At 39.9% G+C, this 15,323-nt stretch carries 17 protein-coding genes; 8 read left to right on the top strand and 9 right to left on the bottom strand.

All coding sequences use genetic code 11. The features are described from left to right. Nucleotides 1–4 precede the first annotated feature (4 nt). Nucleotides 5–895, bottom strand: coding sequence for a LysR family transcriptional regulator (locus ACLKML_RS07770; RefSeq protein ID WP_413284831.1), 891 nt, complete (start codon nucleotides 893–895; stop codon nucleotides 5–7). A gap of 207 nt (nucleotides 896–1,102) precedes the next feature. On the opposite strand from ACLKML_RS07770, the gene ACLKML_RS07765 reads away from it, so the two are divergent. From ACLKML_RS07765 to recR, 5 genes are all read left to right on the top strand, one after another. Beyond that, nucleotides 1,103–2,203 (top strand): response regulator, encoded by a 1,101-nt coding sequence (locus ACLKML_RS07765; protein ID WP_413284830.1) that lies wholly within the window; start codon nucleotides 1,103–1,105, stop codon nucleotides 2,201–2,203. A 285-nt stretch (nucleotides 2,204–2,488) separates the two neighbouring features. After that, nucleotides 2,489–3,034 (top strand): adenine phosphoribosyltransferase, encoded by a 546-nt coding sequence (apt, locus tag ACLKML_RS07760; RefSeq protein ID WP_413284829.1) that lies wholly within the window; start codon nucleotides 2,489–2,491, stop codon nucleotides 3,032–3,034. 78 nt (nucleotides 3,035–3,112) lie between these two features. Then, entirely contained in the window at nucleotides 3,113–5,488 is a 2,376-nt protein-coding gene (dnaX, locus tag ACLKML_RS07755) for a DNA polymerase III subunit gamma/tau (protein ID WP_413284828.1), read from the top strand. Nucleotides 5,489–5,566: 78 nt separating this feature from the next. Continuing rightward, nucleotides 5,567–5,899, top strand: a complete 333-nt coding sequence (locus tag ACLKML_RS07750; RefSeq protein ID WP_272133858.1) for a YbaB/EbfC family nucleoid-associated protein — start codon at nucleotides 5,567–5,569, stop codon at nucleotides 5,897–5,899. A 16-nt stretch (nucleotides 5,900–5,915) separates the two neighbouring features. Beyond that, nucleotides 5,916–6,515 carry a recombination mediator RecR gene (recR, locus tag ACLKML_RS07745; RefSeq protein WP_413284827.1) on the top strand — a complete coding sequence of 200 codons (600 nt, stop codon included), beginning with the start codon at nucleotides 5,916–5,918 and terminating at the stop codon, nucleotides 6,513–6,515. Nucleotides 6,516–6,622: 107 nt separating this feature from the next. Here the strand turns inward: recR and ACLKML_RS07740 are convergent, their stop codons facing one another. Further along, nucleotides 6,623–6,871, bottom strand: a complete 249-nt coding sequence (locus ACLKML_RS07740) for a YkgJ family cysteine cluster protein (RefSeq protein ID WP_413284826.1) — start codon at nucleotides 6,869–6,871, stop codon at nucleotides 6,623–6,625. 156 nt (nucleotides 6,872–7,027) lie between these two features. Between ACLKML_RS07740 and ACLKML_RS07735 the strand changes: the two genes are divergently transcribed. Next, nucleotides 7,028–7,495, top strand: coding sequence for a YcgN family cysteine cluster protein (locus tag ACLKML_RS07735; RefSeq protein ID WP_413284825.1), 468 nt, complete (start codon nucleotides 7,028–7,030; stop codon nucleotides 7,493–7,495). A gap of 10 nt (nucleotides 7,496–7,505) precedes the next feature. Here the strand turns inward: ACLKML_RS07735 and ACLKML_RS07730 are convergent, their stop codons facing one another. From ACLKML_RS07730 to gap, 5 genes are all read right to left on the bottom strand, one after another. Further along, on the bottom strand, nucleotides 7,506–8,519 hold the full coding sequence (locus ACLKML_RS07730) for a LacI family DNA-binding transcriptional regulator (protein ID WP_413284824.1): 1,014 nt from the start codon (nucleotides 8,517–8,519) through the stop codon (nucleotides 7,506–7,508). A gap of 75 nt (nucleotides 8,520–8,594) precedes the next feature. Further along, a complete protein-coding gene (locus ACLKML_RS07725; protein ID WP_413284823.1) occupies nucleotides 8,595–8,951 on the bottom strand; it encodes a hypothetical protein in 357 nt (118 codons plus the stop codon). Between the two features lie 154 nt (nucleotides 8,952–9,105). After that, nucleotides 9,106–9,930, bottom strand: coding sequence for a 23S rRNA (guanine(745)-N(1))-methyltransferase (gene rlmA, locus ACLKML_RS07720; protein WP_413284822.1), 825 nt, complete (start codon nucleotides 9,928–9,930; stop codon nucleotides 9,106–9,108). Between the two features lie 171 nt (nucleotides 9,931–10,101). Further along, complete coding sequence (locus ACLKML_RS07715; RefSeq protein ID WP_413284821.1) at nucleotides 10,102–10,983, bottom strand: D-hexose-6-phosphate mutarotase; 882 nt, start codon at nucleotides 10,981–10,983, stop codon at nucleotides 10,102–10,104. A gap of 91 nt (nucleotides 10,984–11,074) precedes the next feature. Beyond that, a complete protein-coding gene (gene gap, locus ACLKML_RS07710) occupies nucleotides 11,075–12,070 on the bottom strand; it encodes a type I glyceraldehyde-3-phosphate dehydrogenase (RefSeq protein WP_317715414.1) in 996 nt (331 codons plus the stop codon). A gap of 335 nt (nucleotides 12,071–12,405) precedes the next feature. Here gap and msrB point away from each other — a divergent pair, with 335 nt between their 5' ends. Beyond that, nucleotides 12,406–12,816, top strand: coding sequence for a peptide-methionine (R)-S-oxide reductase MsrB (gene msrB / locus ACLKML_RS07705; RefSeq protein ID WP_413284820.1), 411 nt, complete (start codon nucleotides 12,406–12,408; stop codon nucleotides 12,814–12,816). Nucleotides 12,817–12,918: 102 nt separating this feature from the next. Here msrB and ACLKML_RS07700 read toward each other — a convergent pair whose 3' ends face one another. Further along, complete coding sequence (locus ACLKML_RS07700; protein WP_413284819.1) at nucleotides 12,919–13,737, bottom strand: DUF2989 domain-containing protein; 819 nt, start codon at nucleotides 13,735–13,737, stop codon at nucleotides 12,919–12,921. Between the two features lie 109 nt (nucleotides 13,738–13,846). On the opposite strand from ACLKML_RS07700, the gene ACLKML_RS07695 reads away from it, so the two are divergent. Beyond that, a complete protein-coding gene (locus tag ACLKML_RS07695) occupies nucleotides 13,847–14,128 on the top strand; it encodes a YeaC family protein (RefSeq protein ID WP_413284818.1) in 282 nt (93 codons plus the stop codon). A 113-nt stretch (nucleotides 14,129–14,241) separates the two neighbouring features. On the opposite strand, the gene ansA is transcribed toward ACLKML_RS07695, so the two are convergent. Continuing rightward, the gene (ansA, locus tag ACLKML_RS07690) at nucleotides 14,242–15,252 is read right to left on the bottom strand and encodes an asparaginase (RefSeq protein ID WP_413284817.1); all 1,011 of its coding nucleotides are present in this window, start codon (nucleotides 15,250–15,252) and stop codon (nucleotides 14,242–14,244) included. Nucleotides 15,253–15,323 lie beyond the last annotated feature (71 nt).

Raw genomic sequence — 15,323 nt, 5'->3', positions numbered from 1 at the left:
CAGGTCAAAAATTGTCATGTTTATCGTGATAATGACTGACAAAATCAATAAGTAAACGAACTTTTTCTGGTTGATGATCTTTGTGATTGTACAGCATATAAATATCTCGTGGATTGGCACTCCACTCATTCAGAACGCGAACCAACGTACCTCTTTCAAAATATTCTTGTAGCATGATATCTGGCATCAACGTAATTCCTAAGCCTCGATCAGCCGCACGTCTAACCACATTGAGTGCATTAGCCTGAAATCGCGCTTTATCAGTGTTGATTGCTGTTTCGCCATTTTTATTTGATAGCTGCCATTTAACTAAAGGTTGTCCTTTCAACAGTGAATGTTTTGCTAAATCGTCAGGATGATTTAATGGTGCCTGATTCGCTTGTAAATAGTTTGGACTAGCAACGAGAATATCTTTCACTGAATCTATTTTTCGAGCAATTAAACTCGAGTCTCGTTGTGGCCCAACGCGAAATATTACATCCCATTCAGTTGGGTCGATCTGTTCGGATGTATTACTCATCGCTAGATCGATATTGATTTCAGGAAACTTAGCCATGAAATCACTCAACATGGGTAAAATAACGCGTTTAGTCAGATTGGATGGCGCTGAAATGCGCAATTTTCCTGCTGCACCTCGACAGTCATCCGTTATCTGTTCGGTAGTGCTTGTTAGCTGTTTTAATAATGGTGAACATTCTTGATAAAAACGTTCACCAGCTTCTGTTAGAGATAGCTTTCTAGCGTGGCGATTTAACAGCCTAAGATTAAGAGCGTCTTCTAGTGCCTGAATACGTCGAGTAATTGTCGCGACAGGAATTAAAGTTTTTCTATACGTTGCAGTGTAGCTGCCGTTTTCGACAACAAGTCGGAATAGATTAAGATCATCAAATTTCATTAGTCGGACATGCCCCTATGTTCATACCAGTTTAATCTATACTGATATTTGTATTACATATTTGCTTTACGTCAATATGTGGGAGGTTTTTTAATAATTAGTCCTACAAAATGGCAGATGTTGTATAAACCAGTAATAGCAACTACCTTTTATTGGGGGGAATAAACAACAATAAAACGATACCCTAATTAATTGAGCGAGGTTCATATGATGAATGGTCATGCTGATTGTACTCTTAAAAAGCAGCAAAGGGGCTTAAATAGTCAGACAATAATGTTAGTTGATGATGATCCAATCTTTCGTCGCTTTACATCTGTACTATTAGAAAAACAAGGGTATGCAGTTATTGAAGCAGAGCATGGCTTGGATGGATTGAAAAAATTGCGGCAGAGCACTCCTGATTTGATAATCAGTGATATTTCAATGCCCATCCTTAATGGTATTGAATTTGCCGAGGAGGTGTGTTCGCAATATCCACAATTGCCAATGATAGTTGTGTCTGCAACGGATGAAATGTCTGATGTTGCCCGCGCACTTAGGTTTGGAATCAAAGATTTTTTAACAAAACCAATTTCGGTTCCTAATCACCTTTTGTCGGCAATATCAAACATTCTTGACGATGCGTGCGGTCAAACCAGCACGCGGAGGGATTTTTCTAGCCAATGGTTTCGAATCGGTGAGCATGGAAATGTGCCCGAGGATAAAGAGTTGTATTGGCATCTGGATTATTTGAAAGATAACCCGGAAGCAGCAAGGCAACTTTTAACCGCTTTATTACCTTGCCGAGATACAAGCCAAGGTGGCTGGAGTTGTAGTTATAGCTTACTGCAAGTTTCGGATAAAATGCCGTTAATCTTCGATTATGCTTGGTTAATGAACGGCCAATTCGCTTTTTACTTAGTCGATTCAACCACAGCAGAGGATTCAAGTACAGGCGTTGCGTGTTCACTGCTTGTTAGAGCCCTGTTTAATGATGCGTTATTAAGAAAGACGTTAAATAAACAGAGTTTTGTCGGTTTTGTTAATCATTTGCAACATGGTCTTGAATGTTTAGACGGTAATGCAAGCATCGCGGCATTGTTTGGGATTATTGACACGTCAGATGGCTCGGTAAGTATCATACCTGCTGGTTTAGAAGCCATTTGGACACAAGACCACGATACAATGCATATTGAAGCGAACCATTTACTGGGTAGCGCTAACTTAAGTGACATTATGCTAACCAGCTTGCAGATGACGTCATGTGCCAAACTAAATATTGCAAATATTGGTGTGAGCCATTTTAATTTAGATATTAAACAACATTAAGAGTATTGGATTTATAGACGAATACGTTCCCTCAAATGAGTGAATAAGTCGATTTATTGCACACTATGATGCGTTTCAACGTTTGCTTGCTTTTCCTTTGTTGCTCATAGGCAAGAAAATCACTAACATAATGAGGAAGTGTGCCCATTCTTCGGAGTGGGCATTTGTTTTTCTGTATTGTTGGTGACCAGTATTGCGTTTTTACACACTATTAATTGTCTGTATGAGTTAATTATAAATTACAGCGATACGACACAAGTCAACCACAACAAAATTTGAATTATTATGACTACTGAAACGATTTCATTAATTAAAGCAAGTATCAAAACCATTGTTGACTATCCAAAGCCGGGTATTTTGTTCCGTGATGTAACCAGTCTTATGGAAGATGCCAATGCTTATCAAGCAACAATACAACTGCTTGTAGAAAAATATAAAGACATGGGTTTTAACAAAATTGTTGGTACTGAAGCGCGTGGTTTTCTTTTTGGTGCGCCGCTAGCACTAGAACTTGGTGTTGGTTTTGTACCAGTAAGAAAACCGGGTAAACTGCCTCGAGCCACTATTGCGCAGTCTTATGACCTAGAATATGGTACCGATATATTAGAAATTCATACTGATGCTATTGTCGAAGGCGACAAGGTTTTAGTCGTTGATGATCTGTTAGCAACCGGTGGTACGATTGAAGCAACAACCAAGTTAATCCGTAAACTTGGAGGCATTGTTGATCATGCTGCCTTTGTTATCAACCTACCAGAAATTGGCGGTGATAAACGTCTTGAAGAACTCGGTATTGATGTATACAGTATTTGTGAATTCGAAGGGCACTAAGCTGTTCATTGATACTCTGCCAGTCCGCAGCCTTTTAGTTTTGACCTATACCACGTCAATTTACGTTGGAAATATTGAATGAGTTACTTAGCTTTAGCACGTAAATGGCGCCCTTCACAGTTTGATCAAGTGGTAGGGCAGTCTCATGTTTTAACTGCATTAGAAAATGCATTAGCTCAGAACAAACTTCACCACGCCTATTTGTTTAGTGGTACTCGTGGTGTAGGAAAAACTTCGATTGGACGTTTGTTTGCTAAAGGGCTTAACTGCGAGGTAGGGATCACTGCAAAACCTTGTGGACAGTGCGATACATGTAAAGAAATAGATGAAGGTCGGTTTGTCGATTTATTAGAAATTGATGCTGCATCGCGCACCAAAGTTGAAGATACGCGAGAATTACTGGATAACGTCCAATACAAACCAGCGCGAGGCCGATTTAAAGTTTATTTAATCGATGAAGTTCATATGCTTTCACGGCATAGTTTTAATGCACTTTTAAAAACGCTAGAAGAGCCGCCAGAATATGTAAAATTCTTACTCGCGACCACCGATCCACAAAAACTGCCTGTTACGATACTGTCGCGTTGTCTGCAGTTTCACCTAAAGCCTATTAATGCCGATACTATTCATGAGCAGTTGAATACGATTCTAAAAAAAGAACAGGTAACAACCGAGCATCGGGCATTAGGTCTAATTTCTCATGCCGCTGATGGCAGTATGCGAGATGCGTTAAGTTTAGCCGATCAAGCTATAGCGCTAGGTAATGGAACCGTTTCAACAGAAACTGTTTCAGTGATGTTAGGCACAATGGATACCGACCAAGCCATTCAATTGCTTGAAGCTATGGCCAGCAAACAAGTTGAAAACGCAATGGCTTTGGTTCAACGTTTGGCGGAAAATGGCATTGAGTGGGATGGTTTGCTACAAGAACTAGCCAGTCAACTGCATCGTATAGCGATGTATCAAGCCTTACCTAGCACATTAGATCAGTCAAAGCCTGATGCCGAAAAAATCAAATATATTGGTAAAAATTTAACGCCTCAAGATGTGCAGTTGTATTATCAAATTGCTTTAAAGGGTCGACAAGATCTTGCATATGCGCCAACGGCTCGCACTGGATTAGAAATGACCGTTTTGCGGATGATGGCTTTTCATCCAACAAAAACCAATGTCGCAACTGCGATTCAATTACCAACTAGTCAGTCCGAATCTGCTGATTTGCTAGCGGACCAAAGCTCGGCAACTGCAACTAATCAACAGGCTACAACAAATGCACCGTTAGTCGAACGAGCAAATCGTGCTACAGGATCACCTGCAGCAGCGAGATCTTCAGGGTCATCGTCACCGATCAATTCAGTACAAGCTAGCAATATGCAGAAAGCTCAACTTAATGAGCAACCTCCAATGCCATTGGAAGACGATTACCCCTCTGCACCAGATGAGTATGATGTTAATGATTATGTGCCAGCCGGAATGCAACAAGCTGTCGATCAGAATGTTGCTGGGCAAACGAGACAGCAGGCTCATGTCACGCAGCAAGCTAGTTCAGTTCAAGATAAAGCCACAAAACAAGAAAGAGCCGCACAGCAAGAAAGTGCGCCTAATCACTCATCGTCACAGACGAGTAAATCCCCGCTTGTTGGGCTTAGACATCAACTTCGATCAAAAAGAGCAAGTTCCTCTAGCACTAAACCTGCTGCGGGGACTAATGGAAAAAAGCCTAAAGCGACGTCAACTACAAGTGCAATTGAGCGCGTTACTCAACAGCATGTAAAGAGTGCAGCGTCGCCTGTTTCATCAAATAAAGCAGAAATAAACAACAGTGCTGAAGTGGTTGCTGCGCAAGGTCCTGCTGAACATCATAGTGTTGTTCAGTCAGGTGTTGCTGACCAAGGCTTTGTTAAACAAGATGCTCTCGATCAAAATGTGGTTGAGAGCAATAACGAACCGTATCAATGGAAGCCAGCTACACCACATAGTGTCATCGAAGAAAAAAATGAACTGACTCCCACAAAAATAAAACAAGCACTTGAACACACAAAAACGCCTGAAATGATGGAGCAATTGGTGCGAGAGTCGGTTGCTAGAGACGAATGGTCCGCTTTAATCCAAAAACTTGATGTGTCGAAATTGGTTGAACAATTAGCACTCAACTCTTTTTATGAAAAACAAGGTTCCACGATTGTTTTACATGTAAGATCAAGTCATGCACATCTCAATAAAAATCGTGCTCAAAGTGAGTTGTTGCAAGCCTTAAATTCATTACTCGGAGAAGAGTGTAGTTTGACCGTAGAACAAAGTGACAAAGGGCAAACACCACTTGAAATTCGAGAAGCGATTTATCAAGAAAAATTAACCGTTGCACATCAAGTATTGCAGCAAGATAAGAATGTTCAGTTTATACAAACGCGCTTTTCAGCAGAAATTGATTTAGAAAGTGTCAGGCCTATTTAAAGGGTTGAAGATAGGTTTTTCGACCCCATATTTAGTGTAATAAATTACGATTAATTAACTTAACCAGAGAGATTGAAAATGTTTGGTGGTAAAGGCGGAATGGGCAATTTAATGAAGCAAGCCCAGCAAATGCAAGATCGCATGCAAAAGCTTCAAGAAGAAATTGCTAACATGGAGATTACCGGTGAATCTGGTGCTGGCCTTGTTAAAGTGACGATTACTGGTTCTCATAGCGTTCGTCGTGTAGACATTGATGAAAGTTTAATGGAAGACGATAAAGAGATGTTAGAAGATTTGATCGCTGCTGCGTTCAATGATGCAGCTCGTCGAGTTGAAGAAACGCAAAAAGAAAAAATGGGTTCAGTGACCGGTGGGATGCAATTACCACCGGGTATGAAAATGCCATTTTAAACTGAAGTAGCGAATTATGCGTACCAGTCACATGCTGGAACAATTAATGGAGGCCTTACGATGCTTACCCGGGGTTGGGCCCAAGTCAGCACAGCGTATGGCCTTTCATTTGTTACAGCGAGATAGAAAAGGTGGTCTGCAGCTTGCAGACGCGCTTTCTAGAGCGATGACAGAAATTGGTCATTGCAACGAATGTCGCACGTTTACCGAACACGAAACGTGTCATATTTGTACTAATCCTAAACGACAAGAAAATGGTCAGCTTTGCGTAGTCGAAAGTCCTGCAGATATAGCCGCGGTGGAAGCGACTGGTCAATATTCAGGCCGTTACTTTGTATTAATGGGCCATTTATCGCCTTTAGATGGGATAGGTCCTAGTGATATTGGCTTGGATACGCTAGATTATCGTTTGCAGCAAGACAATATTAATGAAGTGATTTTAGCAACTAACCCTACAGTAGAAGGTGAAGCAACAGCGCATTATATTGCAGATATCTGTCATGTTCATGAGGTTAACGTAAGCCGTATTGCACACGGCGTACCTGTTGGTGGAGAGCTAGAATTGGTTGATGGCACAACGCTATCCCATTCATTGCTTGGTCGACAAAAATTGTGATTTAGGAAACAGCAAGTAAGGTTACAGAATGTAGCCTTTTTGTTTATTTGAACCACAGTTAATTAATTCACTGCAGAGTATTTGCAACATAAGATAGATAGTTATAGTTAGGTAAGACGTTCGAGTTCTTCGATATTTGACAAAGCTTGTTGTCGATTGTCCCCACAAATTGATGAGCATGCTTTAAAATCATGGCATACTTTTGGTCGTTGTTCCGACCCAAATAACTTGCACAAATTATCATCATCCAGTTGAATACAACGCACATTAGCGGGTTTTCCTGATTCCATACCAGGAATTGATGATGAAATACTCGGTGCGATACAACATGCCCCACAACCTAATCGACATTGCATAGATTAATTATTCTCGAATCAATAAACAGGGCAGGATACTAACAAAAGTCGTACAATCGTTCAGTAACTATTTTTATACTTTACCCACCTGGCGCTTGCACTTTAGTGGTTAGATAGGTATAAATCTCACCCCATATTTAGATTAAGTAGGCGTCAATGACCATGCCATTTTGGAAAGAAAAAACCTTAGCAGAAATGACAGAAACTGAGTGGGAATCTCTTTGTGATGGTTGTGGTAAGTGTTGTCTGCATAAACTAATGGATGAAGATACCGAGGCTGTTTATTATACCAACGTGGCGTGTAGTTGGTTGAATAGCAAAACGTGCGGTTGTAAAGATTATCCTAATCGTTTCGAATCTGGTGAAGAATGCTTGAAACTGAGCCGAGAGAAAATTTCCGAATTCCATTGGCTTCCAGAAACATGTTCGTACCGACTTCTTTCAGAAAGCAAATCGTTACCAGAGTGGCATCCTTTGATCACGGGATCGAAATCCGCTATGCACGCTGCAGGTGAAAGCGTTCGAGGCAAGGTTGTATATGAAATCGATGTGATAAATTGGGAAGACCATATCCTAAATCATCCAAATCGAGACGCCATAGAAATCAGCCGTAATGAGCCGTGATTTTTATAGGTTAGTGCTTTAATGCTTGGCAAGATTGCCTTTTAATTAAAGTGCAGGGAACAATAATTTTGCTGGTTTCTATTACCTTATTTTCTAAAGAATTAATTAGCAACCGAGCTGACTCTTCGCCAATTTTATAAGGTGATTGCTTTATAACAGTTATCGGCACTTTAAAATGTTCTACCATCGGAATTTCGTCAAACCCGACCACACTCACTTCGTTAGGTATAGAGATATTATTTCTGTCTAAGTCTTTTAACAGATCTGTTGTTATGGCGAGGTGTTGAGTGAAAAATGCGGTAGGCGCTGCTGAAGACTGCATAATGGTACTAGGGGAGTAAGCAAAGCCTTGTTCTCTACTCCAGAAGTGAATCAGTTTTTCATCAATTGGAATTCCGTATTGTTTTAACGCCGATACATAGCCTTGATACCTTTCGTTTCTTGACTGGTATTGTTCGAACTTTTGCGTTAAAAAGCAGATTCTGTTATGTCCAAGTTGTATTAAATACTCGGTAGCTTTAAACGCGGCATCTTTATAGTCAGAGAGAACGATGTTGGTTTCAAATTGGTCATATTCAAGCTGAAATTGTACTAGTGGAAATTTATTTTGTACGTATTGCTCGATAAGATGCATGTTTTTACCAGTAGAAGTAATGATAATACCATCAACACACAACTGTTTTAATGTAGCTAGAGATTGGGCTTCTATTTCTGGATTAAAGTCCGTGTTGTATATTAAGACGTTGTAACCATACTTTTTACAATAGTCATCTATACCTCTTATCACTTTGCTGGTATTAAAACCGGTAATGTCTCGGACAATTACCCCAATACTTTTGGTTTTGTCGGTTTTTAAGCTGCGAGCAATAGGATTTGGAATGTAGTTGAGTTCCTCAATTGCAGACTTAATTCTCGCTTTGGTCTCTTTTGACATGTGACTAAATCGACCATTAAGATACTGAGATACGGTACTTTTAGATATACCGGCTTTAGTAGCCACATCAATGATTGTTACTTTTCTCATATAATTTTTACTTTGGATGGTATCTTAAGGTTCGAATACAACATCTTAACCGAAAGGTTTAGTCTGACTCAAGCATCATAATACGGCTAGAAGAACAGCACCAACCGATAAGGCACCTTTTACAAATTGCCCGGCAGAATAACTGCTATCTTGTTTTTCTTCACTTTCGCCTGGCTGGTTTAGGCCCAAAGCTCCGTGTGCAAATGATTCTACACTACTCGGCTTAGGTTCATCTGCCGGTGTTGATTCTTTATCTATTTGCTGGAGTGCTGAAAGTAGCGCTTTACCTTCATGGGATAACGTGACCGTGTTTTGCTCCGCTTTAACCTGAGTGAGTGGTTGTTTGGTATCTAGTGATTGTAGCTCAGCAGCCATTCTTTTTGTTTGGCTTACTGGCACAGTTGAAGCGTTGGCGTTTCCTACTGGCGTCATAATTAGCCTCAATATGTTGGTTTAGTATTTATGTATCGACATTAGCGGCAAATAGTTTAGAACTATTTGCCGCTATATTGTCCATAATAAATTAAGCAATAAACAGACCAAGTATTAAAGGTAATAAAGTGAAGTTGGTGATAGCATTCATTTTTTAGTTATTTTTACGATAAACTCTAATCATAAAATCAGCTTCACAGGTAAATAATGTATTATTAATCAGTTTGTTACGAGTTTCTTCTGTTGCTTTCCAAGCAAATGGTGTCATCTGTAATAAATCCAACGCGGAATCGCTATCTAGCTTCATTGGGTAATTAAGCCTTTCTTCATATTCTAGTGAGAAATTTTCTACAGTTTCAATTTCTTCATCGTGCAGTCGAACTTGATCGTAGATAAGTTCTCTCAGTTGGTACAAATGTCGTTTTGCCGGTGTGACGGTGACCAATAAACCATGATTTTTTATGCATCGATTGATTTCATCCGGATTACATGGCGCATAAATTCGTAAAATGAGATCGAGAGAGTTATCTACAAATGGTAAGTATTGGCTAGATGCGACTGAAAAGTGGCCGTGGCGGTATTTTTTTGCCGCGTAACGAACGGCGACTTTTGAAATATCCAGCCCATAGATGGCAGATTGCTGATTGGCTAATTTGAGTTGTGTAGCGAGCTGATTAGTATAATAACCTTCTCCGCAACCTATATCGAGAGCGTGCCATGGAGACGGAGTAATAAGTTGCTCATGGCACAATGTTGTTACTCTGTCTCTCAAGGGTGCGTAATGCTCTCCATCTAAAAAACGCCTTCTTGCCTGCATCATCTCAGTATTGTCACCGGGGTTTTTGGAGCGCTTTTTATTGGCTGGAATTAAATTGACATAACCTTCTTTCGCTATATCAAATTGATGATTGTTAACACAACGAAATGAGTGCGACTGTTGATTGAGAGGTTCTAAGCAGAGAGGGCATTGATAAAGCATGAGTCACTTAAATGATAAAAATAATGCCTAATTGTAACGCTATGTAGGATCTATTTCGAGTGCATAACGGATCTATCGACTGCATTTGATAGGATGAAAATATGCGTCTAAATGTGCAAAGAGTTCTGCTGACATACAGACTCGCTCTTTGCACTTGCTTAGTGTTTATATTTACAGGACACTGATTTCAGTCGAGATCTGATATGTTTCATTTGGTTGAAGGGTCTTACCCGTGTCAAAGCTGGTTGCATGATAAGTGGATTCTACACACAGCATAGTTTTATATCCGTCCTCAGCCATATCTCCCATGGCTTTTGCACCGTCTATCCAAGGGTTCCAAATAACCGCAGCATTATCACCGCTATTTTTGATCATAATAGTTCGATCATTTTGAGGGTCGCTAATGTGAATGGCACTTTCTGGCTGTGTATAAACCCGATCAACGGTATCGGTTAGTTGAAGCTCAGTACCACCTTGACATATTTTACCGTCTTGTAAGCTATCAGAATAAACTGGCCCCATTCCAGTTGTGACAGACTCGCGTACATCAGCAATGTTGAAGTAGGAGTGTAATGCGCCTGAAAACTGCCATGCTTTGTTATCCGTGTTACTCACTTCTAAAGTGACTTTTAGCTGTTCGGTTATCTCAATATACAGGCGAGCATGAAAAGCGTATGGCCAGATAGCTAGAGTTTGCTGGTTTTGTTCGAGATCAAGACAGATAATGACGCCATTTTCGCTTTCTCTATGCTCTGCTAAGCTCCATTGACTAATTCTGGCAAAACCATGCGCTGGAGCGGCAATACGGCCAAACCAAGGCCAGCATACTGGTATTCCACCGCGGATAGCAGATTGACTATCAAAACCTGTTTGTTCACTCAACCATAGAATATTTTTGTGGCCAGTAGGGGTAAATGAAACAACATGGCCTCCGTGCAGAGAAATATCCGCGGTGGCTTTTGGATGAGAAACTCTAAGAATTTTTATGTCATTTTTTTCTACAACAGTAATATGGTCGGACAAAGGGCCGACAACAGGAAGATACTTTTCCATAACGAAAACTCCTAAAAATTAGAAACAAAAAAGGCGACACATTGGCCGCCTTTTTACGTCTACGCTTTCAAAGAAAGCCTTAAACTAATGCTTACTTAGAGATGTGAGCAATTAGATCAAGAACTTTGTTTGAATAACCGATTTCGTTATCGTACCAAGATACAACTTTAACGAATTTATCAGTTAGGGCAACACCCGCTGCAGCATCAAATACTGAAGTTTGAGTTTCGCCGATGAAGTCTTGAGAAACAACTGCGTCTTCAGTGTAACCTAGAACACCTTTAAGCTCACCTTCAGATGCTTCTTTCATTGCAGCACAGATAGCTTCGTAAGATGCCGCTGTTTTAAGGTTAACAGTAAGGTCAACAACAGAAACGTTTGCAGTTGGAACGCGGAAAGCCATACCAGTTAGAAGGCCGTTTAGTTCAGGAAGAACAACGCCTACTGCTTTAGCTGCACCAGTTGATGATGGGATGATGTTTTGAGAAGCACCACGGCCACCACGCCAGTCTTTAGCTGAAGGACCATCAACTGTTTTTTGAGTCGCTGTAGTAGCGTGAACAGTTGTCATAAGACCAGATTCGATACCGAACTTGTCGTTAAGAACTTTAGCTACAGGTGCTAGACAGTTAGTAGTACAAGAAGCGTTAGAAACGATGTCTTGACCAGCATAAGTGCTGTCATTTACACCCATAACGAACATTGGAGTTGCATCTTTAGAAGGGCCAGTAAGAACAACTTTCTTAGCGCCTGCTGTGATGTGTTTACGTGCAGTTTCGTCAGTTAGGAAAAGACCAGTTGCTTCAGCAACAACGTCAACATCGATTGCATCCCATTTTAGATCTTCTGGGTTACGCTCAGCAGTTACACGTACTGTTTTACCATTTACAATAAGGTTGCCATCTTTAACTTCAACTGTACCGTTGAAACGACCGTGAGTTGAATCGTATTTCAACATATAAGCCATGTAATCTACGTCGATTAAGTCATTGATACCAACAACTTCGATGTCAGAACGTTCTACAGATGCACGAAATACAAAACGACCGATACGGCCAAAACCATTAATACCTACTTTGATAGTCATTATTAGTTGCTCCACAACTTTTTTTGATGAATTATAAACTGGTAGTAAAATTACAGAATACCGTAATTATCTGCAACAGATAATCGTTCTTATCTTGTTTAAAGTCAAAAAAAAGAACCGCTTTTTCTTACTTAGTTTCACAAGTGGCGATATTTTGCTTAATTTACCAGTTTTTGTTACTTAAGAACTGTTGCCAAAATGTTAAACACTGGCTACAGTTCAACGAACAAGTATTTGAGTATACAATTATGTGCTACAACGCAATAAATTAACAACTTATTGTTAAGAAATCGATCAATAATATGAATGTTAAGGTAGGAGTTGGGTTAATAAATATGGATAAAGAAGTAAAAGCCAATGAGCAAGAATGGCGTAACTCATTGACTGATGAAGAGTTTCGGGTTTGTCGCCAGCAAGGTACCGAAGCGCCATTTTCTGGCAAATTATTACATAATCATCAATCTGGAGAGTATTACTGTACTTGTTGCCATTCACCACTGTTTCACTCAGATAATAAATACGACTCTGGATGCGGTTGGCCAAGTTTTGATTCGGCGATTAACGATTCGGCTGTTCGTTATATCGAAGATCTTAGCTATGGGATGAAAAGGGTTGAGATTCGTTGTGCTCACTGCGATAGTCATTTAGGTCATGTGTTCCCAGACGGGCCGCCAACAACTGGTGATAGGTATTGCGTAAACTCTGTGTCATTAACTTTCAGTAAATCAGAAAAAAGCGGTGATTAACTGGCCGCTTTTGTCTTTTAATTTCATCGTTCTAATCATTTCTCTAGTTCAGAAGTTCAAATTAACTTATCAGTGAGCTGTTCGAGTTCGTTATATAGTAGTTTATTTTTTTATCTTTGATATCAAAGTAGTATTGTAATTATTGTCTTCTATTGCTTCAATTATTTGCTGTGCAATTTGTTCAAACTGCTTTTTTTGTTGTTCTGAGAAATTGTATAAAACGTTTAGGTTGGTTTCAGAGGCTATTGCTACTCCGAATTCTTTACTGACCAATACCCAGATATAGGCATGTTGTTTACGTTTTAGTTTGTGATTGACGCTGGCTAATGCTTCTAAAATATTAATGTTAAGATTATCCTTGTCGCTTAATTTCAGCGCCTTATTTAATAGTGACAAGGTTTTTTCTAGATCTCGATTAATGTAATAAGTGGCCAACGCATATTGCATTTCTGCGGTTTCAAGAGCTTTACTTCCTTCTAGGCTCAAAAATTTTCGCATGGCACTGTTTTGACCTTGGGTCCACAAAAAGTACAGTGCTTCTGGAGAATCGTGTGTTGCCAATTGTTCTAATATGCGTTTTTCTTCATCGATTGAATGTAACAACGCTTTAAAACGTTTTTCCTTTTTATTTCCTGCTTTAGTTGGTTCGATTTGAGCGGCAAGCTCTAGGCATTGGTGATAGTCGCTTACAAGATTAAATTCTTTGATGATATTGGTGTCAGAAGGAGATTCAAGGGTATCTTTTCGGTGCCAAATAAGATTGGTTCTGATGACTCGACATTGTCCGTCATCTAAATTAAGTTGGTCACAACGTAGTGCTGGATTGCTGGCACACAGTTGGTTGGTGTTCATTCGGTTGTCAAAACAACCTAACAGAAGTAGAGTCAAGAATAATAATACAATGATTTTTTTTATATTCATATTTAATGCTTGTGATCAAATCCAACTATTCAGACAGTGTTGATTGACTATCAAGAAAGCCTAGCTAACTTGATGTGTAATGCAATGTCAAGAAAAGGAAATAAATGCCGTGAACAAAGAAGAATTGCTAAATGCTATTACACCTGAAGCATATCAAAGATTACAGTATGCAGTTGAAACAGGTAAATGGCCAGAAGGACAGACCCTAACCAAACAACAAAGGGATTCCTGTATGCAGGCAGTCATGCTTTATCAGGCAAAATATAATACCGATCCTCAGCATATGTCGGTGGCGGCTGGTGGTGAAATTAAATTTAAATCTAAAACTGAGTTTAAAGAGGCGTTCTCGACTGATGCAGAGGAGATTATTCGCACCAAGGTAAACGATTAATTTATCTAAATATACCGATTGAGCCTCATTTGACGAGTACAACGTTGCTAACGGTTAACAGCAAAATAAGTTGAATGCATTTTGCTGTTAACGTCAATAGCGCTTGTGTTTAGCTAAATGGTCATTTCGTCTCGAAGCACTTTTTGCATTTGTTGTTTGATTTGTTCATAGCTTAACTTCTGACTTAATAAATAGTGCAATTTTGCCAAAGCCGCTTCTGCGGTCATATCGTAACCACTAATCACGCCCGACTCTGCTAATGCACAGCCTGTTGCGTAGCCGCCCATATTCACTTTACCGGCAAGGCATTGGGTTAAATTCACCACAATAACACCACGATCTGATGCTTCTTTTAAATGAGAAAGTAACGGTGGATTTTGCGGGGCGTTACCAACACCAAAAGTGAGTAAGATCATCGCATTTACTGGTTGTCGTAAGGTATTTCTGATGACTTCATGAGAAATTCCGGGATACATTGTGATCACTCCAATTGGCTGCGGTGTTATTTCATGTACTTTAAAACTGCCAGTGGGCTTTTTATCGACAACAACACTGCGATTTACTTGGATATTTATTCCTGCTTCAAGTAAGGCAGGAAAGTTAGGTGACGTGAACGCATTAAAACCGTCAGCGTGTGACTTGGTACTTCGGTTACCACGCATTAGTTGGTTATTAAAGAATAACGTGACTTCATTGATAGGGTAATTTGCTGCGATATGTAGCGCGTTTAATAAGTTTGCCTGTCCATCAGATCGCATTTCAGCGAGCGGAATTTGTGAACCAGTGACAATGACTGGTTTAGCGAGGTTTTCAAACATGAAAGACAGCGCCGATGCGGTGAACGCCATCGTATCCGTACCATGTAGAATAACGAATCCATCATACTTGTCGTAGTTGCGTTTTATATCGTCAGCGATGTATTGCCAGTCCTTTGGCGACATATCAGAAGAATCAATTAATGGATCGTATTCATGAATCGTATAACTTGGCATCTCTTCACGGTGAAACTCTGGCATAGCAGCCAGCTGTTTTTCCATAAAACCAGCGATAGGAATATAGCCATTATTTGACTTCTGCATGCCTATTGTGCCGCCAGTGTATGCGATATAGATATGTTTTTTCATTTTGTTGTTCTGATTTGTCGATATGAGTGGACGAGGATTATAGGCTTTCGTTAGTTAAATAAAAATAGGTG

This window comes from Vibrio sp. MA40-2 (assembly GCF_047302445.1).
Taxonomy (GTDB): domain Bacteria; phylum Pseudomonadota; class Gammaproteobacteria; order Enterobacterales; family Vibrionaceae; genus Vibrio.
The sequence above is the reverse complement of the archived record's forward strand: the minus strand, read 5'-3'. Positions and strand labels throughout refer to the sequence as shown.

Bases quoted from the DNA above. Each gene is read 5' to 3' on its own strand.
- ACLKML_RS07770 (WP_413284831.1), bottom strand. From the start codon at position 895: ATGAAATTTGATGATCTTAATCTATTCCGACTTGTTGTCGAAAACGGC.
- ACLKML_RS07765 (WP_413284830.1), top strand. From the start codon at position 1,103: ATGATGAATGGTCATGCTGATTGTACTCTTAAAAAGCAGCAAAGGGGC.
- apt (WP_413284829.1), top strand. From the start codon at position 2,489: ATGACTACTGAAACGATTTCATTAATTAAAGCAAGTATCAAAACCATT.
- dnaX (WP_413284828.1), top strand. From the start codon at position 3,113: ATGAGTTACTTAGCTTTAGCACGTAAATGGCGCCCTTCACAGTTTGAT.
- ACLKML_RS07750 (WP_272133858.1), top strand. From the start codon at position 5,567: ATGTTTGGTGGTAAAGGCGGAATGGGCAATTTAATGAAGCAAGCCCAG.
- recR (WP_413284827.1), top strand. From the start codon at position 5,916: ATGCGTACCAGTCACATGCTGGAACAATTAATGGAGGCCTTACGATGC.
- ACLKML_RS07740 (WP_413284826.1), bottom strand. From the start codon at position 6,871: ATGCAATGTCGATTAGGTTGTGGGGCATGTTGTATCGCACCGAGTATT.
- ACLKML_RS07735 (WP_413284825.1), top strand. From the start codon at position 7,028: ATGACCATGCCATTTTGGAAAGAAAAAACCTTAGCAGAAATGACAGAA.
- ACLKML_RS07730 (WP_413284824.1), bottom strand. From the start codon at position 8,519: ATGAGAAAAGTAACAATCATTGATGTGGCTACTAAAGCCGGTATATCT.
- ACLKML_RS07725 (WP_413284823.1), bottom strand. From the start codon at position 8,951: ATGACGCCAGTAGGAAACGCCAACGCTTCAACTGTGCCAGTAAGCCAA.
- rlmA (WP_413284822.1), bottom strand. From the start codon at position 9,930: ATGCTTTATCAATGCCCTCTCTGCTTAGAACCTCTCAATCAACAGTCG.
- ACLKML_RS07715 (WP_413284821.1), bottom strand. From the start codon at position 10,983: ATGGAAAAGTATCTTCCTGTTGTCGGCCCTTTGTCCGACCATATTACT.
- gap (WP_317715414.1), bottom strand. From the start codon at position 12,070: ATGACTATCAAAGTAGGTATTAATGGTTTTGGCCGTATCGGTCGTTTT.
- msrB (WP_413284820.1), top strand. From the start codon at position 12,406: ATGGATAAAGAAGTAAAAGCCAATGAGCAAGAATGGCGTAACTCATTG.
- ACLKML_RS07700 (WP_413284819.1), bottom strand. From the start codon at position 13,737: ATGAATATAAAAAAAATCATTGTATTATTATTCTTGACTCTACTTCTG.
- ansA (WP_413284817.1), bottom strand. From the start codon at position 15,252: ATGAAAAAACATATCTATATCGCATACACTGGCGGCACAATAGGCATG.